The organism is Winogradskyella sp., assembly GCF_028282165.1.
Lineage (GTDB): Bacteria > Bacteroidota > Bacteroidia > Flavobacteriales > Flavobacteriaceae > Winogradskyella.
This window is the reverse complement of the sequence record NZ_JANQIM010000005.1, coordinates 83,422-108,838: the sequence shown is the minus strand read 5'-3', so window position 1 is coordinate 108,838 and position 25,417 is coordinate 83,422. Positions and strand designations below refer to the sequence as shown.

18 protein-coding genes are annotated in these 25,417 nt (G+C 35.0%); 10 read left to right on the top strand and 8 right to left on the bottom strand.

What is annotated here, in order from left to right:
• The first annotated feature begins 212 nt into the window (after positions 1 to 212).
• Complete coding sequence (locus Q0972_RS02350; RefSeq protein ID WP_299362096.1) at positions 213 to 5,114, top strand: PQQ-dependent sugar dehydrogenase; 4,902 nt, start codon at positions 213 to 215, stop codon at positions 5,112 to 5,114.
• Positions 5,115 to 5,192: 78 nt separating this feature from the next.
• Here Q0972_RS02350 and Q0972_RS02345 read toward each other — a convergent pair whose 3' ends face one another.
• Together Q0972_RS02345 and Q0972_RS02340 are read right to left on the bottom strand one after the other, a co-directional pair.
• Positions 5,193 to 5,573 (bottom strand): hypothetical protein, encoded by a 381-nt coding sequence (locus Q0972_RS02345; RefSeq protein WP_299362093.1) that lies wholly within the window; start codon positions 5,571 to 5,573, stop codon positions 5,193 to 5,195.
• Positions 5,574 to 5,585: 12 nt separating this feature from the next.
• Entirely contained in the window at positions 5,586 to 7,706 is a 2,121-nt protein-coding gene (locus Q0972_RS02340; RefSeq protein WP_299362088.1) for a translation factor GTPase family protein, read from the bottom strand.
• 131 nt (positions 7,707 to 7,837) lie between these two features.
• Between Q0972_RS02340 and Q0972_RS02335 the strand changes: the two genes are divergently transcribed.
• Together Q0972_RS02335 and Q0972_RS02330 are read left to right on the top strand one after the other, a co-directional pair.
• Positions 7,838 to 8,653 (top strand): DUF1853 family protein, encoded by an 816-nt coding sequence (locus Q0972_RS02335; protein ID WP_299362086.1) that lies wholly within the window; start codon positions 7,838 to 7,840, stop codon positions 8,651 to 8,653.
• Complete coding sequence (locus Q0972_RS02330; RefSeq protein WP_299362084.1) at positions 8,653 to 9,213, top strand: pseudouridine synthase; 561 nt, start codon at positions 8,653 to 8,655, stop codon at positions 9,211 to 9,213. The genes Q0972_RS02335 and Q0972_RS02330 overlap by 1 nt, the downstream gene beginning before the upstream one ends.
• Here the strand turns inward: Q0972_RS02330 and Q0972_RS02325 are convergent.
• Together Q0972_RS02325 and Q0972_RS02320 are read right to left on the bottom strand one after the other, a co-directional pair.
• Positions 9,203 to 9,943: a hypothetical protein gene (locus Q0972_RS02325; protein WP_299362081.1), complete on the bottom strand. Its 741-nt coding sequence runs from the start codon at positions 9,941 to 9,943 to the stop codon at positions 9,203 to 9,205. The genes Q0972_RS02330 and Q0972_RS02325 overlap by 11 nt on opposite strands.
• A gap of 98 nt (positions 9,944 to 10,041) precedes the next feature.
• On the bottom strand, positions 10,042 to 11,550 hold the full coding sequence (locus Q0972_RS02320; protein ID WP_299362079.1) for a DEAD/DEAH box helicase family protein: 1,509 nt from the start codon (positions 11,548 to 11,550) through the stop codon (positions 10,042 to 10,044).
• A 136-nt stretch (positions 11,551 to 11,686) separates the two neighbouring features.
• Between Q0972_RS02320 and Q0972_RS02315 the strand changes: the two genes are divergently transcribed.
• Positions 11,687 to 12,253, top strand: coding sequence for a biopolymer transporter ExbD (locus Q0972_RS02315; protein ID WP_299362077.1), 567 nt, complete (start codon positions 11,687 to 11,689; stop codon positions 12,251 to 12,253).
• Here the strand turns inward: Q0972_RS02315 and Q0972_RS02310 are convergent.
• The 3 genes from Q0972_RS02310 to Q0972_RS02300 form a co-directional block, all read right to left on the bottom strand.
• The gene (locus Q0972_RS02310; protein WP_299362075.1) at positions 12,250 to 12,663 is read right to left on the bottom strand and encodes a hypothetical protein; all 414 of its coding nucleotides are present in this window, start codon (positions 12,661 to 12,663) and stop codon (positions 12,250 to 12,252) included. The two genes, Q0972_RS02315 and Q0972_RS02310, sit on opposite strands and share 4 nt — an antisense overlap.
• A gap of 547 nt (positions 12,664 to 13,210) precedes the next feature.
• Complete coding sequence (locus Q0972_RS02305) at positions 13,211 to 15,517, bottom strand: T9SS type A sorting domain-containing protein (protein WP_299362073.1); 2,307 nt, start codon at positions 15,515 to 15,517, stop codon at positions 13,211 to 13,213.
• A 373-nt stretch (positions 15,518 to 15,890) separates the two neighbouring features.
• Positions 15,891 to 17,891 carry a dehydrogenase E1 component subunit alpha/beta gene (locus Q0972_RS02300; RefSeq protein ID WP_299362491.1) on the bottom strand — a complete coding sequence of 667 codons (2,001 nt, stop codon included), beginning with the start codon at positions 17,889 to 17,891 and terminating at the stop codon, positions 15,891 to 15,893.
• A gap of 147 nt (positions 17,892 to 18,038) precedes the next feature.
• Here Q0972_RS02300 and Q0972_RS02295 point away from each other — a divergent pair, with 147 nt between their 5' ends.
• The 5 genes from Q0972_RS02295 to Q0972_RS02275 are packed head-to-tail and all read left to right on the top strand — an operon-like array spanning position 18,039 to position 22,012.
• Positions 18,039 to 18,989, top strand: coding sequence for a 2-oxoglutarate and iron-dependent oxygenase domain-containing protein (locus Q0972_RS02295; RefSeq protein WP_299362071.1), 951 nt, complete (start codon positions 18,039 to 18,041; stop codon positions 18,987 to 18,989).
• Positions 18,990 to 19,322 carry a translation initiation factor gene (locus Q0972_RS02290; protein ID WP_299362069.1) on the top strand — a complete coding sequence of 111 codons (333 nt, stop codon included), beginning with the start codon at positions 18,990 to 18,992 and terminating at the stop codon, positions 19,320 to 19,322. It abuts the gene before it with no gap.
• Between the two features lie 3 nt (positions 19,323 to 19,325).
• On the top strand, positions 19,326 to 20,267 hold the full coding sequence (locus Q0972_RS02285; protein WP_299362067.1) for a DUF1835 domain-containing protein: 942 nt from the start codon (positions 19,326 to 19,328) through the stop codon (positions 20,265 to 20,267).
• Positions 20,257 to 21,129: a nucleoside phosphorylase gene (locus Q0972_RS02280; RefSeq protein ID WP_299362065.1), complete on the top strand. Its 873-nt coding sequence runs from the start codon at positions 20,257 to 20,259 to the stop codon at positions 21,127 to 21,129. Before Q0972_RS02285 ends, Q0972_RS02280 begins: the two co-directional genes overlap by 11 nt.
• Positions 21,130 to 21,157: 28 nt before the next feature.
• Positions 21,158 to 22,012 carry a substrate-binding domain-containing protein gene (locus tag Q0972_RS02275; RefSeq protein WP_299362063.1) on the top strand — a complete coding sequence of 285 codons (855 nt, stop codon included), beginning with the start codon at positions 21,158 to 21,160 and terminating at the stop codon, positions 22,010 to 22,012.
• A 370-nt stretch (positions 22,013 to 22,382) separates the two neighbouring features.
• Here Q0972_RS02275 and Q0972_RS02270 read toward each other — a convergent pair whose 3' ends face one another.
• Positions 22,383 to 23,057, bottom strand: a complete 675-nt coding sequence (locus Q0972_RS02270; protein ID WP_299362061.1) for a uracil-DNA glycosylase — start codon at positions 23,055 to 23,057, stop codon at positions 22,383 to 22,385.
• 104 nt (positions 23,058 to 23,161) lie between these two features.
• Between Q0972_RS02270 and Q0972_RS02265 the strand changes: the two genes are divergently transcribed.
• A complete protein-coding gene (locus Q0972_RS02265; protein ID WP_299362059.1) occupies positions 23,162 to 25,327 on the top strand; it encodes a DNA mismatch repair protein MutS in 2,166 nt (721 codons plus the stop codon).
• The last annotated feature ends 90 nt before the right edge of the window (positions 25,328 to 25,417 follow it).

Here is a 25,417-nt window from a genome sequence, read left to right as displayed (position 1 = left end):
GATGATACTCCAATTATTAAAAAAAGTAGTTCTTTTCTGATTAATTAAAACGTTTTGTCTAACATTTTTTTAGATACATAAAACATTAAAAATCCGATAGATAACTTTAACGGATTTAATATGTTATCGTCGATAAATTTCACAGATATTTCATAGTTGTTATACATTAGCTATTGCTATTAATTTATTTACTCGCTATTAATCAATTTAAAATGAAAGGTATTATTTCCAAAAAACCTATTGGAAGTATAATAAGTTGCTTTATACCCAAATCGTTTAGAATAAGAATTGCTCTTGTTGCTATATCATCCGTTTTATTGTTTAGCTATTTACCCTATTTTTCTGGTTCTGGCCTACCATCGCCTAAGTCCATAGGTCCTTACGTAAACAATATGTTACCTGTTGGTGCCGATTTCGATCTAGATGCTACTTACAGGGAGGCTTTTCCCAATTTAGAATTTTTCTATCCAATTACGTACAAAAACATTCCGTCTAGAAATAAAGTGATCATTGGCCAGCTTAACGGTATTATTTTCTGGTTTGAAGATGATGAAACAACAACAACGAAAAATACATTGCTCGACCTTTCTGGCGAAGTAGGTTTGGTTTCTGATGGTGGCTTTTTAGGATTGACGGTTCATCCGGATTTTGATGCACCAACAAACCCCAAGAATTATTTCTACGTTTATTATGCCACCAAAAATGGATTAGGTCAAGATTCGCCTCCATTTGGTGGATACACTAATCAAGGTTGTGACTTTAGTGAAAATGAATATGAAGGGAATTTTTTGATACTTGAACGATTTGAAGTTGACCCAACTACAATGAGTTTTGTAGCCAATTCTAGAACCATAATCATGAAAAACAGGATGTATGGCACCACCCATTATGGTGGAGGTTTAGACTTTGGTGATGATGGGTTCTTATATCTAACTACTGGTGATCAAGCGTCCTGGCAACGATCACAAGACATTGCAGGTAATCTTTCGGGAGGACTTCTTAGAATCGATGTGGATAAAGACCCTACCAAGAGTCATCCACCAGTTCGTGTTAAACCAACAGATGCTGGTCATTCTGATGAAATTACTGGCGTGGAATATTGGATTCCTAATGATAACCCATTTTGCGATTCTACTCCAGGTTCAACCACTAATCTTTATGGGCAGCTTAATTTAACAACACCTAACCCAACAGATGTCTATCAGTCAGGCGATTTCTTTGAAGAGTACTATGCTATAGGACTGAGGAATCCGTTTAGAATGACTAAAGATAGCTCAACTGGTGAGTTTTATATTGGTGATGTAGGTCTTAATACCCATGAGGAAGTAAATATTGTAAGTGCAGGTGCTAACTTTGGTTGGCCTCTATTTGAGGGCAATATTGCTGGACCAGGTTGTTACACAGATCTTTTCAACGAAATGCCTCATACTGGACCTTTGGTGGCTTTTAGTCCTACAGATGCTAATTCTATTACTGGAGGTTTTGTTTACAGAGGCTCTGCCATACCCGAACTCTATGGCCAATATATTTGCTCTGATTATGGTAGTGGAGATGAGATTTTTGCAGTAGATGTTACAACGGGTGATTACCACGAAATTGCTACGTTTTTACCTCAAGATATAATTTCGTTTGGTGAAGATGACGAGGGAGAATTATTTCTTTTGCGTTTAGGATTTAGCACTAAAATTTATAAGCTAATCGATAATGATCCTAATTATGATGATCCACCACAATTGCTTTCACAAACTGGAATTTTTTCAGACTTGACGACATTAGATGTTGTTGATGGTTTTGTGCCGTACGAGCTTTATGAATCCTTTTGGTCTGATGGTGCTTTAAAGAAACGTTGGATTGCAGTGCCCAATAATGATGGTGTTCACTCTGGCGTTGACGAGCAAATTGATTATTCAGAATATGAGGATTGGGAGTTTCCTTCTGGTACAGTCATTGTAAAGCATTTTGATCTTAGGGTTGATGATAATGACCCCAACGTTACGAGGAAAGTAGAAACAAGAGTTTCAGTCGTAGATGAAAATGGCGAATTGTATTATCTAACTTATAACTGGAACGAAAGTGAAACCGATGCCGTATTACAAATTTCAACCGTAAATGAAGTTGTTGATATTGCCACTGTTGGTGGTGGTACTAGAACTCAAACTTGGCATTATCCTTCAAATTCCGAGTGTATTGCTTGTCACAATACTGCAAATAAAGGCGCATTAGGACTAAAGACAAGATATCTCAATACAGATTACACCTATGCCGAAACAGGATTAACAGCTAATCAGTTAGTAACCATGAGTCATCTGGGAATGATTGACGCGACAATAACAGATGCTGATACACCAGATATCATAACAAACAAAGCTTTAGATGATCCTAACGCAACACTAAATGAAAAGGCCAGATCTTACATGGATTTAAATTGCGCCTATTGCCATAGACATGATACGGATAATAGAGCTGATTTTGACCTAAGATATTACAATAACTTAGAAGCTACCGAGTTATTAACATCAGGTATTCTAAGTCCACTGGGCATAGATCCAAACGAAGAAATTGTTTATGTGGGCGACGCATCAAAATCAATTCTTTTCCATAGGATGAATAGTGTAGATCCTGCTATAATGATGCCACCACTTTCTAAAACAATAATAGATCAACCGGCTGTTGATTTAATTGAACAATGGATTAACCAATTAGATGCTAACAGCATAAACGAAGAAAATGGTCCAAATCCAATAATCAATTTAGCCCTTTTACCTTCTGCTCAATTGAGTAGTTCAGTCCCTCAAGGTTCTGGACGTGGTGAACTCTTGGATGTACTTTATGATCCTTCTTTAGGAGATTACAAGGAAAGTTCAAATTTCGCCGAATATGGGGTTCCTTTCCAACAAAATCTTGGTACAGTTGATGCAGATAATGGTTTTTATTATCGTGTTGATTGGCCAAACCCTCAATTTCTTAATTATATAACCATTGGTGGCGCATTCCCTAACCAACCTCAACCTAATACGCAATGGCGAGTTAGTTATTTACGTGATGGGAATTGGATCGTTCTAGACGAAGGTACAGGTGGTTGGATTGAAAACGGCATTTTTGAATGGGACGGTACTAATGAAGCTCCTAAATATGCAGAAGCAGTTAGAGTACAACTTTTTAGTGATGGTGTAAACGATTTAGTCAGTATTCATATTAGAGGACGAGGAGGAACTTCGCGATATGGAGGAGATGACACTGCAGCTGAACCAAAAGCAACTTTAATGCAGTTCTTACCATATAATGCTGAAACTAAAATAGATAATATTGTAGCTGGCACACAATCAACTTGTGACCCAAGCGATAATACATACACCCAAGAATTAATCATCACCTACTCCAATGCACCAGAAACAGGTTCATTATTGGTTAATGGTCAAAATTTTCCAATTATCACTAGTCCTCAGACCATAACGCTTACAGGATTGGAATCTAATGGAATGGATGTACAGGTTACTGCTGAGTTTACGGATGGCTATAAATCATTGTACGAAAGTAATGCCAGTGTTTTTACAGCTCCAAGTGAGTGTGATAATATCGTAGTAGGCGTTGATGAAAATATGGTAATAAATGGAGATCACACGGTCTCTCCTACTGGAAGTATAGAGATTATGGAAGGCGGAAGCCTAACAATTAATGGTAATCTCACTATTAATGGAGAAGTAACTTTAAATTCTGTTTCCAGTAAATATTCTAGTTTAATTGTTACTGGAACAACCACAGGAACCATTAAGTATAAAAGACATGTAAATGAATTTAACGGTAGTACTGGTAATGATTTAATAGCATCTCCTTTAAAAAATCAAACGTTTGGAAGCTTTGCTACTGACAATCCAAATATTTTTGAAAACCCAAGTAATACGAATCAAAAATTGTTTGGTCCATTTAACGAAACAACCAGTAGCTATGAAATCTATGATATATCAGTAAATGGGGCTTTGCCTCTAACATCTGGGATTGGATATCGCGCTGCGAGAGACAGTTCTGAAGATGGCACACATGGGACTACATTCACCTTTACTGGTGAAATAGAAGCAGGTATAGTTAATACAAGCTTAACAACCGCCGGAAGCTCTTTTGAGGGATGGAATTTGATAGGAAATCCATACACGGCATATCTTGATTTTGATTCATTTTTTAGTCAAAATAGTGCTCAGCTAGATCTAAATTCCTATCAAGCCATTTATGGATATGATGGTAATGCTTCAGATGGTTGGACAGTATTAAATAATGCGACTACTGGACGATTGATTGCTCCAGGGCAAGGATTCTTTGTAAAAAGTAAGTCTGGAGGCGGTATGGTTACATTTAATCCTAATATGAGAGTTACGGGCAATAGCGATGATTTTATTGTTGGAAGACCTTCTAATTCGTCTCCCCACCATGGACATATTAAGCTTGTGATCAATTCCGATGTCTCATTTTATGCCACAGATGTTTACTTTAACGAAAATGCTACACTCGGATTAGACCCAGGTTATGATGCTGCTATATTTAACGGAAACGCTCCAGATTTTGCGCTTTATTCACTCTTAGTCGAAGATATAACTGGTGGTCTTCCTTTTGCTATTCAAGCCTTAGCAGAGACTGCCTTAGGTAATGTGGTAATTCCGTTAGGTATAAATGCGAGTCAAGGTCAACAAATAACTCTGAGCATCGCCGAAACCGATTTACCGTCATCAATTAATGTCTATCTAGAAGATACACTAAATAATACCTTTACACTATTAAACGATAACAATCATCAATTTATCTTAGATAGTGATATCTCTGGTGATGGTAGATTTTATTTAAGATTTGAAGGAAGTTCTTTAAGTATTTCTGAATCGCCAATAGACCAATTGGAAATATTTACTAACCAGAGTGATAAAACGATTGTTATTAACGGACAACTTCCGCATGCAACTGATTTTAAATTATATGATATTACAGGCAAGCTTATAATATCAAATTCACTAGACATCACTTCTATTAGACAAGTGATTGATGTTAATTCTGTTGTAACAGGTGTCTATATTTTAGAACTGAATAATTCAGCCAACCAAAAGCGTATAGAAAAACTAATCATAAAATAGTAACACCTACATGTAAAACAAAAGCCACGATTAAAACCGTGGCTTTTTTGATTGAGTTAGTTAATTAGTGCAGAAGCTCTAGAGTACTTCTAAAAAGTAATCCATCATTTCTTCTTTAAGGTCATAATGCAATTTTATATAGGTACGCATGTCTTCTTTTAAAGTACGCTGTTCATTTTGAAGCCGTCCGTCTATATTTTCATTAAAATCTACATTATTAATATTGGCAATCTTATTTCTGCAGCGATGCAATAATTTAGATATCGCATCTTTTTCGATCATAATACGATTTTGAAAAACTTCAAGTTTTATCAAATTTATAGGATCTTGTTCTCTTTGAACAATTTCTTCCAATTTTTCTTCAAAAGTATCCATTTCGTTAAAATGAAACCTTAATTCACGTTTCCAAGTATCTATATTGAACCTTAAATCGCTTAAATACATTAATTTAGTTTGCATATCTCGGATGTTTTATGTGGTTATTAATTCTTGTTTCTTTACTAATTCTTTCTGAATATGGTTTGGCACGGAATTGTAGCCCTTAAAACTTGTTGTATAAGTGGCTCTACCTTGGGTCAGTGAGCGTAATTGTGTAGAAAAATCAGATAATTCTGCTGATGGAATTGTACACTTTAGTATCTGATAATGCGCTTCTGTTTCAATGCCTTGAATCACTGCTCTCCTACTTTGCAATTCAGTCATTACGCTCCCTACCATTTGCTCTGGAGCACGTAATTCCATTTGCTCGATCGGTTCTAGTAATTTTGGATTCGCATTTAAAAAGGCTTCTTTAAATGCGTGTGAACCAGCAATCTTAAACGAAATATCATTAGAATCTACGGAATGCATCTTACCGTCATAAACCATAACCCTAACATCTCTTATGTACGATTTTGTTAATGGTCCTGATTCCATAACTTCGATAACCCCTTTCATAATTGATGGTAAATAACGTTGATCTATAACACCACCAACAATACAATTGTAAAACACCAATTTACCATCCCAAGGTAGATCAACAACTTCTTTGCCTCGAATTGAAAATCCTTCGGGTTCTGGCATACCTTCGTAATAAGGTTCTATTTTTAAGTGTACCTGACCAAACTGACCTGCACCTCCACTTTGCTTTTTATGTCTATAATTGGCCGTTGCACTACGTTGTATCGTCTCGCGGTAGGAAATCTTAGGCGCCTCAAATCTTGGTTTTACTTCGTAGATATTCTCTAAAAGCCAAGTCAATGTCGATAAGTGTAACTCACCTTGTGTACCTACCAATGTTTGATGGGTTTCATTATTATAGCTCAAATCTACTGTTAAGTCTTGACTATGAATACGTTTTAAAGCTTCACTTAATTTTTCTTCTTCGCTTGGACTTTCTGCAAAAACAGCTTTTACCAATCTTGGTTGTGGAAATTTTATAGGTCTAATGGTCCCGCCTTCAGCTGAAGTTGCTAAAGTATCATTGGTTTCTGTATATTTTAGCTTGGTGGTTGCACCTATATCACCAGTTGTTAACTTTTGTACCGAATGCTTTTCCTTGCCATCCATGATATATAATTGGTTAAAAGTTTCGCATTCACCCGTTCGGGTATTGTACAACTTATCATTTACATTTACCTCACCAGATTTGACTTTAAAAAAAGTAACCTGCCCTAAACTTGGCTGATAAATGGTTTTGAAGACGAATAATGATGTATCAGCGTCGACTTCAGGTCTTATTAAGTCTCCTTCTAAAGTTTGCTCTGGTTTTAAATCAGCCGCAGCAGGTGCCACATTATCAATAAATCCCATGAGACGACCTGTTCCCATATCTTTCAATGCTGAAACACAAAAGACAGGAAAGAAATCGTGATTTAGCATCCCTAGTTTGATGCCTTTTCGAAGTTCCTCTTCATTTAATGTTCCTTTATCAAAATAAAGCTCCATTAATTCTTCATCGTTCTCTGCAGCTTTTTCAACAAGTTCGTTATGAAGTTGATTAGCATATTCTAACTGATCTTCAGGAATTGGTAATTTTTCAGGTTTACCACCTTCGGGTCCAAACTTATAGCATTTCATTTTCAATACATCTATGATACATTGTGCACCATCTAATTTTATGGGATACTGAACTAAAACTGCGTTTTTACCTACCAATTCTTTAAGACTATTAACGCTCATCTCAAAATTTGCTTTTTCGCTATCAATTTTATTGATTACAAAAAGTGTAGGCTTGTGGTACTTATCTACATAGTTCCATATAATCTCGGTACCTATATCCGCACCATGCTTTGCATTAATTACTGTAACAATAGTATCTGCAACTCTAATAGAAGACATAATTTCACCTATAAAATCATCTAATCCAGGAGTGTCAATAATGTTAATTTTATAATTACGCCATTCGGTATGCAAAGGGGTAGCAAAAACAGAAGCACCTCTATGGTGCTCAAATTCATGGTAATCGGATACTGTGTTTTGTTGCTCTACTGTACCTCTTCTGTTTATTAAACCTGCCTCAAAAAGCATGGTTTCAGATAATGTGGTTTTGCCAGAGCGATGTGCGCCAACAAAAGCCACATTTTTGATGTGTTTATTATCGAATACTTTCATAAATATTTTGATTTTGGAAATTAGAACTCAATGAAAATTATACGCTTAAAGGTAACCTTAGTTTAAAAGATAAAACATGATATAAGTTAGGTTTTCAATATTTTTGAAATCTAATCTATAAGTAAGAATATTTGGGAACAAATTTAAGCCATAAGGATACGTTTGAAGGGTTTCAGGATACACCTTTATTATGGGAAAACAATAATGTAGAGTTCCTAAAACAGTTTTCTATTGATAAAACTTCTGAAACTTTCTTCCCCAAAACCGAACATAGGAAACTGCGTTTAGGCAAATGGATTGAAGCGTACACAAGTTTTCAGCTTCAAAAACAATCAAATATCGAGATTCTTGAGGAAAACTTACAAATAAGGAGTGGCAAACAGACCATAGGCGAACTAGATATTTTATTACTTAATAACAACCAACCAATACATCTAGAAATCGCCTATAAATTCTATTTATACGATTCTACTAGGGCATATTCAGACAACTTAGCGTATTGGATTGGCCCCAATCGAAATGACAGTTTTGTTTATAAAATCAATAAGCTGAGGGAAAAACAATTGCCCCTACTGTTTAAGAAAGAAACAATAGAAGTCCTAAAAACTAAAAACTTAATTCCAGATGACTTTGAACAATATGTACACTTTAAAGCACAATTGTATGTACCATATCCGATGTCGAACATAGACCTAACTCCATTAAATAAAAAATGTATCCAAGGCTGGTATTTAAAATTTAATTTTTTACTACAATTAAAATACCATAAGTTTCATATCCCCAACAAATTAAACTGGCTAAGAAAGCCTAATATTGCTATTGATTGGTTGGACTTTAACGAAGCCCAGATAGCAATAAAACATTACATAGACAAACGGCAATCTCCACTTTGCTGGATAAAGAGTCCTGAGAATGACTTACAAAAATGTTTTATAACTTGGTGGTAATGAAGCATCGTTATTTTAAACTTTATAAACCTTATGGCTATTTGAGTCAGTTTATCAATAATCAGAATAGAAGAAAAAATAAAAAGTTATTGAATAACTTCTATGATTTTCCCTCTGGAATTATGGCTGTTGGCCGCTTAGATGAAAAATCCGAAGGCCTGTTGTTGTTAACAACGAATGGTAAATTCAGTAATTATATAACGAGTTCTAAAATTGAAAAGGAATATCATATCATGGTTGATGGTATAATCAATGAGGTTGCAATAGATAAATTGCGTAATGGAGTAATAATATCTATAGACGGTAAGCCTTATAAAACCCAGAAATGTAAAGCTGAAATATTAAGAGACATGTCACATATCGTTGAGCGCTTTGTTAGAGATGATAAACATGGGCCAACCTCATGGTTACGTATAACATTAACCGAAGGAAAATTTAGACAGGTCAGGAAAATGACTGCTGGCGTTGGGTTTCCAACACTACGTTTGGTAAGGGTAAGAGTTGGTGATTATGAATTAGCGCGTATGCAGCCTGGAGATGTGTCGGAGTTTAATTATTAGAGGCTTCATCAGTCTCACCAGCCTTTTCCTCTGGAGATTTTTCCTTGATGACTACTTTTTCATTATGGAAGACGATAATTGCTTTTACACCTGTTAACAAATTCCACTCTTTAGAAGAAATCACTTTACCTTTATCGTCGTATACGATAAATTCAGCCGTGTTAGGCCCAGAATCACCTTGGTTCAGTGCTTCAATTTCAATGGTATTTTTACCCTGTTCTAAATCAACTGCTACTCTTCTGTAACTACTTTTTAGCAATAAATTTGGTTGTACAGTAATGCCATTAATATAAATTCGCACGCGATCACCGTCGGGATATTCATGATCGCGACATACAATATTTACAAATTTTGTATCGACTCGGTGCTCACCTAAAAATTGATCAGACATTGTTCTTATCACACCACCCTTTTGCAAGTCCTTACTCCAACGTTTTTCGTATATTTCGGAAGGGCTTTTTAACCCATCTTCCTCTATCATGGAAAAGCGACGCCTCTCGGAATTCTTGTTGCTAAACTTCTTGTTCTCTTCAGACCCTCCACTAGCTTTATCTTCTTCCTTGTCTAGTTTTGGAGCTACCTTAATTTTTACTGGTATGGAATCTTTTTTTGTCTTTGAAGGCTCAGCAGGTATTCGGATCGATTTTTTTTCTTTATCCGTAACTTGTGCAAATACAGATATACCGCTTAACATAAAGATAATGAGCAATATGGACTTAACGAATTTCAATTTATTGTAGACTGTGTTTGCTGTTTTAAATTTAAGGCACAAAAACCATACCTACTTCAAAATAAACGCTAAAAAATGGAATTCCTTACAAAAAAACGTTAAAACTTACCATTGAAACTAATACGTAACTTACGGTTGTATTCATCAAACAACCAATCTTTATAGTTCTGTGTACTGTTCATAATGCAGTAACAATACTGCTTAATTCGGTAAGCTATATCATCTTGAAGTAATTTTGCTAAAGCCCTTGCATCATATACATCATCACTATTCTCAATACAAATTCTAGAGTGCTGAGCAATAGAGCGTTCTATAACGGTAAATGATTTTTTTCCTGAACCCACGGCTTCTTTATATGCTGCCTTTACATCAAAATCCAATGATTGGGAATTCTTGAATTTCTCCTTAAGGGTATCTGGCATTACATAAACGAAGTCTCGTTCTATATCTTCATCATCAATAATATTCTCTAGATATAAATCAGGATATTTAAAGATATGCTGCCAATCTACTGGTTGCGACCAAGGTCCAAAACGTGCTACATTATTTCCTAAATCGATAACCTGAAATGTTGTTCGGTCTTTGAAAATACGACTACCACGGCCAATCATTTGAAAATACAATGTGAGAGAGCGCGTAGCCCTATTTAGAATAATGGATTCAACAGAAGGCTCATCGAAACCTGTAGTCAAAATACTCACGGACGTTAAAACGGCATCAGGAGTATGCTTAAACCAGTATAAAATATCCTTTCGTTCTTGTTTAGTAGCAGTATTGTCTAAATGCCGAACATTATAGCCTGATTTCTTAAACGTATAATAAACTTCCTTAGACGTGTAAATACCATTGTTAAAAATTAAGGTCTTCTTTCCCTTAGCCAGTTCTTCATAAGCAGATAACAGCTTGGTTTGCATAAGGCTATTGGTATATAAAGCTTCTGAAGATTTAACCGTATAATCACCATTTATACCAATTTTTAACGATGTTAAACCTACATCATAATGGTATAAATCTGCACTAGCTAAGAAGCCGTTTTTAATTAAGGTAGAAATGTCATCACCAACAATTAATTTATCATAATTGTCCTTCATAGGTAGCTTAATATTACTACTTAAAGGGGTTGCCGTTACTCCAAGGATAAAACAATGCTCAAAAAACTTAAATAGCTTCCTGAATGAATTATAATGTGCCTCATCTATAATTACCAATCCAACATCTTTTAATTCAAAATCTTTATCGGAAAGACGATTATTTAAGGTTTCTACCATGGCCACAAAGCATTGGTAATCATCTTGGTCTGGTAGGGTTTTTACCTTACTATTAATAACTTTATTATCTACCTTAAAACCAGAAAGCACACTTGAAGTCTGTTTACATAGCTCAATTCTATGAGTTAGAATAACAACTTTTTTATTGTGCTTTTCTATATACCGCCTCACAATTTCAGAAAAAATAACAGTCTTTCCTCCTCCTGTTGGCAATTGATAAAGAAGATTAAAATCATCAGCTTCTTCTAGCATTACGTCAAAAATGCGATGCAAATCCTTGATTTGATAATCGTAAAGTCTTTTTTCTGTTACTCTCTCTTTAATCGTGTCTGCTGACATATAATTTTTTCACGGACGTTAATTTTGCAAAAATAGCATATTGTAAGGGTTTTTTGAGTGAATTGTTAATAACCTTTAACAAGATTGGTACTGTTCTTGTGATTAAGAAAGTATTAACATTTAAAATAATTATATTATGAGATCATTTCGAAGACATCCTGCAACGGTCAATGCGGGATCTATGGCAGACATTGCCTTTTTATTGCTCATTTTCTTTTTGGTGACTACAACTATTTCGGCAGATAAGGGTATCTTGAGACAATTACCTAGTGATTGTCCAAAAATTGAAGATTGTATTTCTAAAATTGTTGAACGCAATATTCTAAGGATCAATTTAAATAGCAAACAAGAGATTTTTATTGAAGACAAGATTGTCGAACTCGAGGAGATTGAGCAAATAGTAAAAGCTTTTGTAGATAACAACGGGGCATCTACATGTGATTATTGTAAAGGTGAAAGATTACCCGAATCCTCTGATCACCCAAAAGAAGCCGTAATTTCTTTAAGTCACGATGCCTTGACTAAATATCATCTGTTTGTTTCTGTGCAGGATGAAATTACAAAAGCTTTCTATGACCTTAGGGCAGTTTACATCAAAGACAAATTCAATAAGACACCTGATCAGATAACTGATGAGGAATTTAGAATTGTAAAAAAGGCTTATCCATTTATTGTATCTGAAGTTATGGTAAAACGAGATTAGTTTATTGAATCATTTAAACGCACACAATATTCTATAGTTACACTTTTTTTGCCCCATTCTTTCGCCTTTTTGATATCTACTCCCATATAAATATCAATACGTTTCTTCCAACGTTTGTTCATTTTATCTTTTACTATAAATAAGCTGTCAAAACCTTCGATCTTTACCTTAGTATTATGTACCAAGCCTGAATCTAATAAATCCCTCGATACGGCAATGTATCTGAGACCTGGTTTAAGACTATCACCAAAAGCCGTAATATTTGGATTAGAATTGGTTTGGTAGGCCAATGAGTTATAAGCTGTTGCAGTAACCAAAAAGGATTTTACGGTACACTTCTCTTTTACTTTTTGCTTACAACAAAAAATAAAAACGATAATGAGACATATGGTATATATTCTTGTTCTCATAACATAAGGATAAATATAGAGCAAAAAGTTAAAAAGTGTTAAATCATTACTATGTTATGCAAAGTACTGTAACATTTTATTTTTTTGCTCGTCTATAAGATGTAATCAATTAAAAAACGAAAAACATCATGAGAACTTTAAACAACAACCAATTAACAAGTACTAGTGTGGATACTAAAATCTATACTTGGAATAGTAAAAGACGTTACAGATAATTACTGGCGTTATTAATTCATCAATCAAAAAATTAAAAATTATGAGAACTTTAAACAACAACCAATTAACAAGTACTAGTATAGATACTAAAAGCTATACTTGGAATAGTAAAAGACGTTACAGGTAACTACTGGCGTTATTAATTCATCAATCAAAAATCAAACAACTATGAGAGCTTTATCAAAAATCGTCAATACATCGCACAGTTTAGATGATGACCTAGAAACTATTAAATTATGAATTGGATTAATCGCCCAATAGAAATGAAATGAAAAAACCAATACACAAAATGTATTGGTTTTTTATTTATAAGGATTTTGAAAAATCTAAATTAATTTTTAACAATCTTTTTAGTAAGACTTCTGTCAGCAACAGAGAAAGTAATGAAGTAAATACCACCTTCTTGTTGTGACATGTCTATGGTTTGTCTGCCACTCGCATTCAAAACACCACCAGTTATTTGTTGACCGAGCAAATTGACCACTTTGTAGGTCACATCTTCACTTAAACTTAAATCAACATTTAAATCATTTGCTACCGGGTTCGGATATATACTTATTAAACTCTCTAGCCCATACTCATCAATACTCAAAGGATTTAAAGCTTTAAATTGTATGGCTTCTAAACTGCCAAAAACACCTCCTGAGATTAAGATGTTTCCGCTATCATCTTGTACATTGTAAGAGCCATTACCATAACCACAGCAAATACCATCACCAAAAGAATCACGAAGAACAAATGTATAGCACTCGTCTAATACTGGGATAGGTATAGTTTCTTGGTATGTTGAATTATTAGCATAATCACCTGCTGAAATACCTGCCACTACACTTAGCGAACTATCTAATAATTCCCAACTAGTCTCATTGGCATAATCATCAGTAACAATATTCAAAATTATATTGTTGGTTGAGAATTCTGGTGAAACAGTAAAACTATAGGCAAAATTGTCGTTTGTTGTATTTTCATCAGCGACACCATTGGGATTTGCTACAGAAATATTAAATGTGTGACTTCCAGCTGATAAATTGTTGTAAATCGGTGTTGCCACAACAGCTTGTTCACCTGTTAGCAATGATCCTGTCCAATTAACCACAGTATTAGCATCAGAATCAAGATTATAAGTCACCGTTGCGGAAGTTAAAGCTAAACTACCTCGATTAATAACAGTCACCTGAGGCGTAAAATCCGTATTACATATTTCAGCCTCAAGATTAGGTCCGCCATTTACAGATGCATCATTATCAAATATTTGTACTGCTGGAAATATATCTAGAGTCTCAACCCCAGTATTTCCAGGATCTAACCAATCTCTAAGTCTAGATGACGAAGTACTTCCAAAATCCCATGCGACTCCAAAACGCCCATAAACATCAAATCCGCCGTTATCATTTGTACCAGAACAAGCAGCTGACCCACCAGATAACATCCCAATTAAATGCCCATTTTCATTAAACAATGCAGATCCTGATGACGCGGGTTCTGTAACCCCTAAGTCCCAATCTGCAATTCTCCACATTTCAGTGGTTGGATTGCCATTAAAACTGGTAACAAAACGCGTTGCACCTTGATCATCTCTACAAACTTTCTGAATATCTCCCCTTGGGTGATGGATGCCAAAATTTACCTGAGGTACTTGTGTGGTCGATCTATTCCAACCAGACCATACGACATCTGGATTGTTATTAAAGAATGTTGGGTCTGTAATTTCTACAAGTTCCATATCAGATTCTGAACTCGTTGCTCTTACTACACAACCACTTACAGTTTGGTTAAATGTACCATTTGTACTATTTACAGTAGTGCCACAAGATGGATTTGGACTTCTCCAATTAAACCTAAACGCCCAATTAGCTTCTCCACCTCCACAGTGATTTGCTGTTAAAAAATAAGGTGTACCATCATTGTTAGTATTGTTCACTAAAGTCCCTGAACAGAATCCACCACCACTAACAAGCATACCTGCGGCTTTTTTAACTTCTTCTTTCCTTGTGTTTAATTCAAATGGGTCTGAAGAAGGGGTAATATCACAGTCCACATCATGGTTACAATCTCCAGAATCATTTAACGCCTTTTGGTAAGTTTCTGCAGTACGATATCCGTGAACAACTGAGCCTACTGTAATCTTTGCCTGTCCAGTAACATTTGCTGGTTGATAGTATTCGATCCAAGCCTGACTTCCATTGACCAACCATGTCCCTAACACTTCTTCTGGATTATTGTTATGGTGTGTAAATGGCCTTAACAGATCATCTCTTTCATGGTTATAAACATAAAGCTTTGCACCTTCAGGAACTTTAAACGTATCAAATAAGAAGTTTAAAGTATATGCACCTTCAGATTTGTAGGTCATCCTCCAAATACGATCACCATTTGGTAATGTTGTCCACTCACCTACTTCATTAAAATTATGATCTACATAGATTTCGTGTCCAAAACGCCAAGGTTTTGATTTGTTCTTATCGTTTACTTTATCTTCATCTTGTAATTTTTTAAGATCAAAAGATGGAAGTTTAAATGGCTTAAGGTTATCCAAATCACTAAGCCCCCAACTTGGTGGTTTTATATTTTCTGGTATGACTTGCGCAAAAGAAATCATGGAAGTCATTAAAAGCGAGAAAAGTAGTTTAATTTTCATATGTCGTATTTTAATTATAATTGTTAAAATTAAGATTATATAATTACGTCTTAACAAAAACAGTTAAGATATAATTAACAATCGACAAAAAGTATACTTTATCCGATAAACAAAAAGATTATCTATACATATGAAATTCTTTGTTAAATTATAGATAGTTATTAACAAAAAACATAGCATATATGCTGACTTAAACTAAAAAACTAGTAATTAAGAGGTCTTAAAAGTTGTCTTAAATATCTCTTTTTTGATCCCCTCTCATTTTGATAATTTGTAAAATAAATGACAACCAAAGATCACAGGGAAAGAGCCTAATAAACTTTGGCATTTTCTTCAGTTAACTAGACTGTGATCAATTAATAAATATGAGTAATTAGTACTCCAGAAGTTTCTTTAGAGCAAACTCAAACTTTTGCTTAGACAAATATTGCTCTTCCAACTGTGGAGCAAACGGAATGGGCGTTTCCATACTCGCAACACGCTTTACAGGAGCGTCCAAAAACTCAAAGCACTCCTCCATTAATATTGCAGAAATATCACTAGCAATGCCACCAAAAAGTGAATCTTCTTGCAAAATAATTGCCTTGCCAGTCTTTTTAACTGATTTTAAAATCGTGTCTTTATCTAGAGGATGTAATGTTCTTAAATCTATTAAATCAGCAGAAATCTCAGGATTTTTTTCTAGAGTTTCTAAAGCCCAATGTACACTTGCACCATAAGTTATTATTGAAATGGATTCGCCCTTTCTTATTATTGAAGCTTGGCCAAATGGAAGTGTGTAATAGTCTGTTGGCACGTCTTGTCTGATGCTTCTATACAGGGCCTTGTGTTCAAAAAACAAAACAGGATTAGGATCATTAATAGCTGTTGCAAGCAAACCCTTTGCATCATATGGAAATGCTGGGTAAACGACCTTTAGTCCTGGTGTTTTAGTAAACCAAGCTTCATTGGTTTGCGAGTGGAATGGACCGGCCGCAACACCAGCTCCACAAGGCATTCTTACTACGACATCAGCGTTTTGAGCCCATCGATAATAGGATTTTGCTAAGTAATTCACTATAGGATTAAAACCAGAGGTTACAAAATCAGAAAATTGCATTTCTACTATAGCTTTTATTCCAGCAATAGATAAGCCCATACCAGCTTCAACGATTGCAGATTCACAAATTGGTGTATTGCGAACTCTATCGTTTCCAAATTGTTCTACAAAACCTTCCGTGATTTTAAAAACGCCGCCATATTCAGCAATATCCTGTCCCATAATAACCAAGTCCTTATGAACTTCCATCGATTGCCTTAAACCTTCAGAGATAGCATCAACCAGACGCAACTCTTTTACTTCTTCATTATGTGTAATATGTTTATAATCAGATGTTTTATAAACATCATTTAACTCATTAATTTCATTTGGTATTATAAGATCTTCAGTATATGCAGATTCTAAATTTGTATCGATTTCAGCTTTAATATCTGAAATATATTTTTCATCAATTTCGGCATTTAAAATCTTTTTGCTATACAAATAACTTCTGAAATTTTCGATAGGATCTTTTGCTTCCCATTCTTTCATTAATTTTTTGGGCACATATTTGGTACCACTAGCCTCTTCGTGTCCACGTCGTCTAAAGGTCTTAAATTCAATTAAAATGGGTCTTGGCCGTTTTCTAATGCTCTCGGCTAGTTTTTTTACTTTAGAATAGGTTTCTATAATGTTATTGCCATCTAATACAAAAGACTCCATTCCATAGCCTTTTCCTCTATCTGCCAAATGTTTGCAGCGGTACTGCTCATTTGTTGGTGTAGAGAGTCCATAACCGTTATTTTCTATGCAGAAGATAACTGGCAACTGCCAAACCGAAGCTACATTTAAAGCTTCGTGAAAATCCCCCTCGCTTGTCCCTCCTTCACCAGTAAAAACAGCTGTGACTTGTCCATTCTTTTTTAGTAAGTTGGCTAGAGCTATACCGTCGGCTACACCAAGCTGTGGCCCTAAATGTGATATCATTCCAACAATATTATACTCTTGAGTACCAAAATGAAACGAGCGATCTCGTCCTTTTGTAAAGCCACTGGCCTTACCTTGCCACTGGCAAAAGAGACGGTGTAACGGAATTTCGCGCGTTGTAAAAACACCAAGATTTCTATGCATCGGTAAAATGTACTCACTTGGTTTTAGAGCCATGGTTACACCAACAGAAATAGCTTCTTGCCCAATACCAGAAAACCACTTGGATATCTTTCCCTGACGTAATAAAATGAGCATTTTTTCCTCTATTAATCGAGGTCGCAGCATATTGTAATAAAGCTTTAATAATACTTTATCACTTAAACTGCGTTTGTCGTAGTCAATATTGCTTTTGGTAATGGTAGGCATAAGTTCTATTTCTGTAATGCTCCAAATGTAAATAAAATGCGTCAATATTGAGGAATTAACCTATAAATTGTCTCAATTCAAAATTCAATTTTTTAGTTCTATTTTCGTTAGATTTGTATATTGACAAAAATTTAAAGCATTCATATCATGGATAGAATACCAAGTGTTGATTTAAAAGATTTCCTGTCTGATGACCCAAAACGAAAGCAAAAATTTATTGATGAAATTGGAAAAGCTTATCAAGATATTGGTTTTGTTGCTTTAAAAGGACACTTTTTAGAAGATGATTTAGTAGATAAATTGTATGGCGAAGTGAAAAATTTTTTCAATTTGCCATTAGAAGTTAAGGAAAGTTACGAAATAGTAGGTATTGGTGGTCAGCGTGGTTATGTGTCTTTTGGCAAGGAAAGTGCCAAAGGCAAGAAAGAAGGTGACCTCAAAGAATTTTGGCATTTTGGCCAATATGTTGAAGACGATGATGAGCGCAAAAAAGAATATCCAGATAATGTGGAAGTCAAAGAACTTCCAGAATTCAATACGGTAGGTAAAGACGCTTATCAAATGCTTGAGAAAACAGCTAAGTATGTTTTGCGTGCCTTAGCTTTACACTTGGATCTGAAAGAAACCTATTTTGACGAATACATCCATAATGGTAACTCTATTTTAAGACCTATCCATTATCCACCAATAATCGAAGAACCAAAAAATGCAGTAAGAGCTGCTGCCCATGGCGATATTAATCTCATTACACTTTTAATGGGTGCTCAAGGAAGAGGTTTGCAAGTACAACGCCATGATGGTGAATGGTTAGACGCTATAGCCGAGCCCGATGAGCTAATGATCAATGTTGGTGATATGCTATCGAGACATACAAACAACAAATTAAAATCTACAATACATCGTGTTGTTAATCCACCTCGTGAACTTTGGGGGACATCGCGCTATTCTATCCCTTTCTTTATGCATCCCATAAGTGAAATGAAACTAGATGTTTTGGATAGTTGTGTTGATGAAGATAATCCTAAGCAGTTTGAAGACATTACTGCTGGTGAATTTTTAAATGAACGACTTGTTGAACTAGGATTGATAAAAAAATAAATGGATTTACAAGATCAGCTCAAAAAACTATTTCCAGATCATGTATCTGATAATTCAACTGATGATTCTAAGACCGTAGAAAATGATATATGGCTCCAAGACGAGCCCATATTATGCAAATACGAAAAACGGAAAGGCAAACCCATCACCATTATAGAAGGCTATACAGGTGCAACGAACGATTTTAAAAAACTAGCTAAAGAATTGAAAACCAAGCTCAGTGTTGGCGGTAGTTTTAAGGACGATAAAATTATTATCCAGGGCGATTATCGAGATAAGATTATGACCATTCTTAAGGAAAAGGGATTCAATGTAAAACGTGTTGGAGGTTAATATATGGCAAAGCAAATTCTTCATATTACCAATGGTAATGCATTAACGGATTATTTAAGGGAACTTGATTTTAAGGACGATATATTAACATGGCAAGAAATGCTTTGTGAAGGTCCTACGGTGCCTGCAATAGCATCAGATGGATTTTTTGAATTACGAAGTCATTTCCTGAAAGAACATTATGATATTGAAGTAGATACTCAAGAATTAAAAGAAGAGTTATCCAAACTTGACGAATCAGAAAAGTATTCAGAAATTCATCTCTGGTTCGAGTATGATTTGTTTTGCCATATCAACCTACTTGGTGTAATTAATCTCTTACACCAGAAAGATATTGATAAACCGCTTTATTTGATTTGTAGTGGACGCGTAGAAGGCGAAAAAAATCTTAAAGGCTTAGCAGAATTGACACCAGAGCAGCTTTTAAACCACTATAATAAGCGGATTTTACTGACTAATAAGGACAAAGAATTGGCGATCACATTATGGCGAACCTATTGTGGTAAGGACCATAATATCCTTAAGCCTTATATTGTTACAGAATCTAACTTTAAGTATATGAGCAATTGCTTAAAGGCACATCTTAAACGCTTTCCCCATCAAAAGAGTGGTTTGAGTGTTCTTGAAGACAATATTCTTAGGCTCGTAAGAGATAATGAAATTAAATCAAAGCATCATCTTTTGGGTTATAGCCTTAACTACCAAGGTTATTATGGTTTTGGTGATACGCAACATAGAAGGCTCATAGAGAAATTGAATATCTTTTTTGACGAAGATGATACAGGACTTAAACTCAATAGAAAAGGACACGAGGCTTTATTGAGGAAATATAATTTTGCGTCAGAAATCAATAATGCTATGGTTTATGGAGGTGTTGAACGCTTAGGTTTTCAGTTTAGCGTGGAAGAAAATAAACTCGTAAAAACGGTGCTTCATGTCAATTAAAAATTCCGAGCTTATATTAAATCCAGATGGTAGCGTATATCATCTCAACTTAAAACCCGAAGATATTTCGGATACTATCATATTTGTTGGTGATCAAGACCGTGTAGAGAAGATTACAAAGCATTTTGAAAGTATTGAATTAAGTACCCAGAAAAGGGAATTTAAAACCCAAACTGGCTACTATAAAGACCGTAGAATTACTGTAATCTCAACAGGCATTGGACCAGACAATATTGATATTGTACTTAATGAACTCGATGCTTTAGTCAACATCGATTTAAAAACACGCCGGCCAAAAACAGACCTTACCAGCCTCAATATTATTAGAATTGGCACTTCGGGTTCGCTTCAATCCGATATTCCTGTAGATGCATTTTTGATGAGTACACATGGCCTGGACGTTAATGGTATGCTTCATTTTTATCAAATTGATGGTATCAGTAATCCAGACATTGAAGATGCCTTTATAAAATATACCAATTGGGATAAAAATAAAGCGCGGCCAATTATTATAGATAACAGTAAGTATTTAGAAAAATATTTTGAAAGTGACAAAATATTTAAGGGTATGACAGGAACAGCAGGTGGTTTTTATGGGCCTCAGGGACGCGTATTACGATTACAATTGCATGACCCTAACTTAAATTCAAAACTCGACAGTTTCAATTATAAAGATTTTCGCATTACAAATTTTGAAATGGAAACTTCGGTCATTTATGGGTTATCAAAATTATTAGGCCATGAAGCTTTATCGCTTAATGCTATTATTGCTAATAGAGCTACAGGAGATTTTAGCAAAGACCCAAAAAAGACCGTTGAAGCGCTAATACTGTATGCCCTAGAGCGCATTGTAAATATTTAAAAAAGATACCTAGATTAGTTAAGATTTAATGAAGAAAGTAAATATAGGCGGTGTTCCCGAACATTTTAATTTGGCATGGTATTTAACCTTAAAGAATGGAGAGTACAAATCCCAAGGTATTAACCTTAGGTGGCATGACTATTTCGGTGGTACAGGCGCTATGTGCAAAGGTTTGCGTTCTGGTGATATTGATATAGCAGTAATTCTAACGGAAGGCATCATAAAGGACATCATTGATGGCAATCCATCAAGGATTGTTCAGACCTTTGTTAAAACGCCTTTAATTTGGGGAATACATGTAGCTGATAAATCCGATTTCAAAACTATTGATGACATAAAAGGTACAAAAGCAGCCATTAGCCGTTATGGTTCGGGATCGCACTTAATGGCTTACATAAATGCAAAAAACAACAATTGGAATTTAGATACCGATCTTCATTTTGAAGTTGTCAGAAACTTAAATGGCGCCATTGAGGGACTAACCAATGGCGATGCTGACTATTTTATGTGGGAAAAATTCACCACTAAACCTTTTGTTGATGACAGTATTTTTAGAAGAATTGGAAATTGTCCATCGCCATGGCCTTGCTTTGTTATTGCAGTAAGAAATGAGTTTATCGAGAACAATATGGATGATCTAAAGACAATTCTAGATATTATTAATCAGACCACGTTAGAGTTTAAATATATTCCGAGTATAGACAAAACAATTGCTAACCGTTATGAACAAGAATTGGAAGATGTACGGGAGTGGCTTTCATTAACAGAATGGTCACAAGATTTGATTGATGAGGAGACAATCAATAATGTCCAGAAGCAACTCTTTCAACTCGACATTATCCCAAAAAAGGTGAATTATCTAGATTTAGTCCATAAGCTTTAAAGCTAAATCTTAAAGACTGAGGTCTCTTTTGGCCGATATTTCAACTTTGATCAAACTAGTTTTTAAGCTGCTAAATCGCCCAAATATCAGTAATTACCGACTAAAGGTGTTAAATTTTGTTAAAGAAAATAAAGTTAAATCTTACACTTTTTGTTTATAACTTTCGCTATTTCAAATTTTTAGTTATTTTTGCCTTAACCAAATCGAAGCTATTAACATTAGAAAAAGATTAGTATGATTCTTACAATTACTCTGATTCTATCTTTTTTAGTTGCTATAAACTTTTTGTTATTGATTTTTAGCTGTAACAAAACGTCTAAAAAAGTTGAAAACAAAAAACCTCGAGTTATTGGTACTGAAAAGCCTACTCCTACTCTAGTTTCCAATCAATTGTCGTCAAACCAGCTTGCTGCAACAGGTAGTTAGTTTTGCCAAAGTGTTTATTTCCAAACCAATAACCTCTGTTAGCACTCAATGGTGATGGATGTCCCGATTCTAAAACAGAGTTCAAATTAGTATCAATCAATTGTTTTTTCTTTTTTGCAAATCCACCCCAAAGTAAAAACACTATATTTTCTTTCTTTTCACTTATAAGGTGTATAACAGCATTAGTAAACTGCTCCCAACCTTTATTTTGGTGACTCCCTGCTTGATGTGCCCTAACCGTCAATGTTGCATTTAATAGAAGTACTCCTTGCTCAGCCCATGGCATTAGATTACCACTTTTGGGGTAAGGAATTCCAAGATCTTGCTCAATTTCCCTGAAGATATTTATCAAAGAAGGTGGGTGTGGAATACCATCACTAACAGAGAAACAAAGACCATTGGCCTGTCCAATACCGTGATAAGGATCTTGCCCGATGATGACCACCTTAACGTCATCAAATGTACAATGATTAAATGCGTTGAAAATCTCAGCACCTTTCGGAAAACATTTATAAGTTCTGTATTCAGCTTTTACAAAATCAACCAAATTCTTAAAATAGGGTTTATCAAACTCTGGTTGTAAGTAAGGTTTCCAACTGGGATGGATATCAACATTCATAATAAAAAGTTTTATTCAAAAATAAGAATAAGGAATGTAATTACAGGCGTTAGGCTTATCACAACATTTAACCTAAATTTGCATTTCTATAATTGATTCCTAACATGATACGAATTCATGAAAAAACCTTAAAAGACTTAGAGTTTCTTCAGGTTTTAGAACAAATCGGTGAGCATACCATTACAGCTTTGGGAAAGAAGGCTGTACTGGCTATACGTCCTATTGAGATCGAAGCTCAGCTTATTCGTGAATTAGATTATGTTAATGAGTATCGTTCATCATTTGACAACGATAATAGGATTCCCAACCATGGTTTTGAAACTATTTCAAAAGAATTAAGGCTTCTTGGCATAGATAATACGTATTTAGAGGTTTCTGGATTACAAAAAATCGTTAGTATTTCATTGATTTCCAACGGTATAGTAAAGTTCTTGGAAAAGTTTAAAGAGTATTACCCAAAACTCCAGCAATACAGTCAGCATATAGAAGTAACATCAACTATAATAGAACAAGTCGATGCTGTCATTGATCGTTTTGGAGATATAAAAGACAGTGCTTCACCCCAATTGGCAGAATTACGCCAAGAGATTACCAAGCTAAAGGGCAAGATCAACAGTAGTTTTTCTACGGCGCTAAACCGCTATCATGGTCTTGATTATTTAGACGACATTAGAGAATCTGTAGTTGAAAACAGAAGGGTTCTTGCCGTAAAAGCCATGTATCGAAGAAAAGTAAAAGGCGCTATTATGGGTGGTAGCAAAACCGGGAGTATTGTCTACATAGAACCTGAAACCACCTTACAATATAGTAGAGAACTCAATAATCTGGAATACGAAGAAAAAGAAGAAGTCATTAAAATACTTAAAGAGCTAACAAATTATATACGGCTTTTTCTTCCGCTTTTAAATGACTATCAGGCATTTCTAACCAAAATAGACGTTATTTCCGCAAAAGCTAAATATGCGAGAACTCTTAATGCTATATTACCAGAACTAACTAATGATCGTAATATGCATTTTAAAGATGCCTATCATCCGCTGCTCTATTTAACCAATAAAGAGAAAGGAGAAAAAACCTTTCCACAAACCATAGCATTAAGTAATGATAATAGAATCATAGTTATTTCTGGACCAAATGCCGGAGGAAAAAGTATTACCCTTAAAACGGTTGGTTTACTTCAAGTAATGCTACAAAGCGCTATGCTTATTCCTGTGCACGAACGAAGTACGGTTTGTCTATTTGAGCGCATATTAAGTGATATTGGCGATAATCAGTCTATAGAAAATCACTTGAGCACCTATAGCTATCGTTTAAAGCAGATGAATTACTTTTTGAAGAAAGTAAACAACAAGACACTCTTTCTTATTGACGAGTTTGGTACTGGTAGTGACCCAGAACTTGGTGGTGCATTAGCAGAAACATTTCTTGAAGTATTCTATGACCGAAATGCATTTGGAATTATAACGACCCACTACTCTAACTTGAAGCTTCTTGCCAATGAATTACCTCATATGCAAAATGCAAATATGTTGTTCAACGAAAAGAGCTTAGAACCTATGTACAAATTGGTTACTGGCCAAGCTGGTAGTTCATTTACGTTTGAAGTTGCCCAGAAAAATGGAATCCCTTATAGTCTTATCAATAAATCAAAGAAGAAAATTGAACGCGGAAAAGTACGATTCGATGCCACTATTGCCAAGCTTCAAAAAGAACGAAGTAAACTAGAACGTACAGAACGTTCTTTAAAGGCAAATGAAAAGAAAAAATTGTCTGAGGCTGAAAAGCTCGAAGAAACCAATGCAAAGATTCAAAAGAAATTGGAAAGCTTCCAAGAGCTCTATGATAGTAATCAACGCTTAATCTACTTGGGACAAAAAGTTAATGACTTAGCAGAAAAGTATTTTGAGAATAGACGTAAGCGCGAACTCATGGCAGAACTATTTCGATTGGTACAAATAGAAAATGCTAAGCGAAAGAAAGTATCTGCAAAACAAAAACGTGCAGAAAAGGCTAAGGAAAATCAGATAAAACAGGAGGCAGAAAAGAAGGTTGAAGCCATTCGTAAGAAGAAGAAAGCAGCAAAGCAAAAAGAAATTGTTATAGAAAAACCCAAACCTATTCTTAAAATAGGTGATCGGGTACGCATGCACGACGGTAAAGCTGTTGGCAGTATAGATGCCATTGAAAAAGGTAAGGCTATCGTGAATTATGGACTATTCACCACTAATGTTAGCTTAGATCTCCTAGAAATGGTTGAAGCTAAAAGGTAATGGTCTAGATGACTACTAATTATATTAGTATATACCTTACATAAAAGCTTAAATAAAAAAGGGAGGTTCTGAAAAAATCAGAACCTCCCT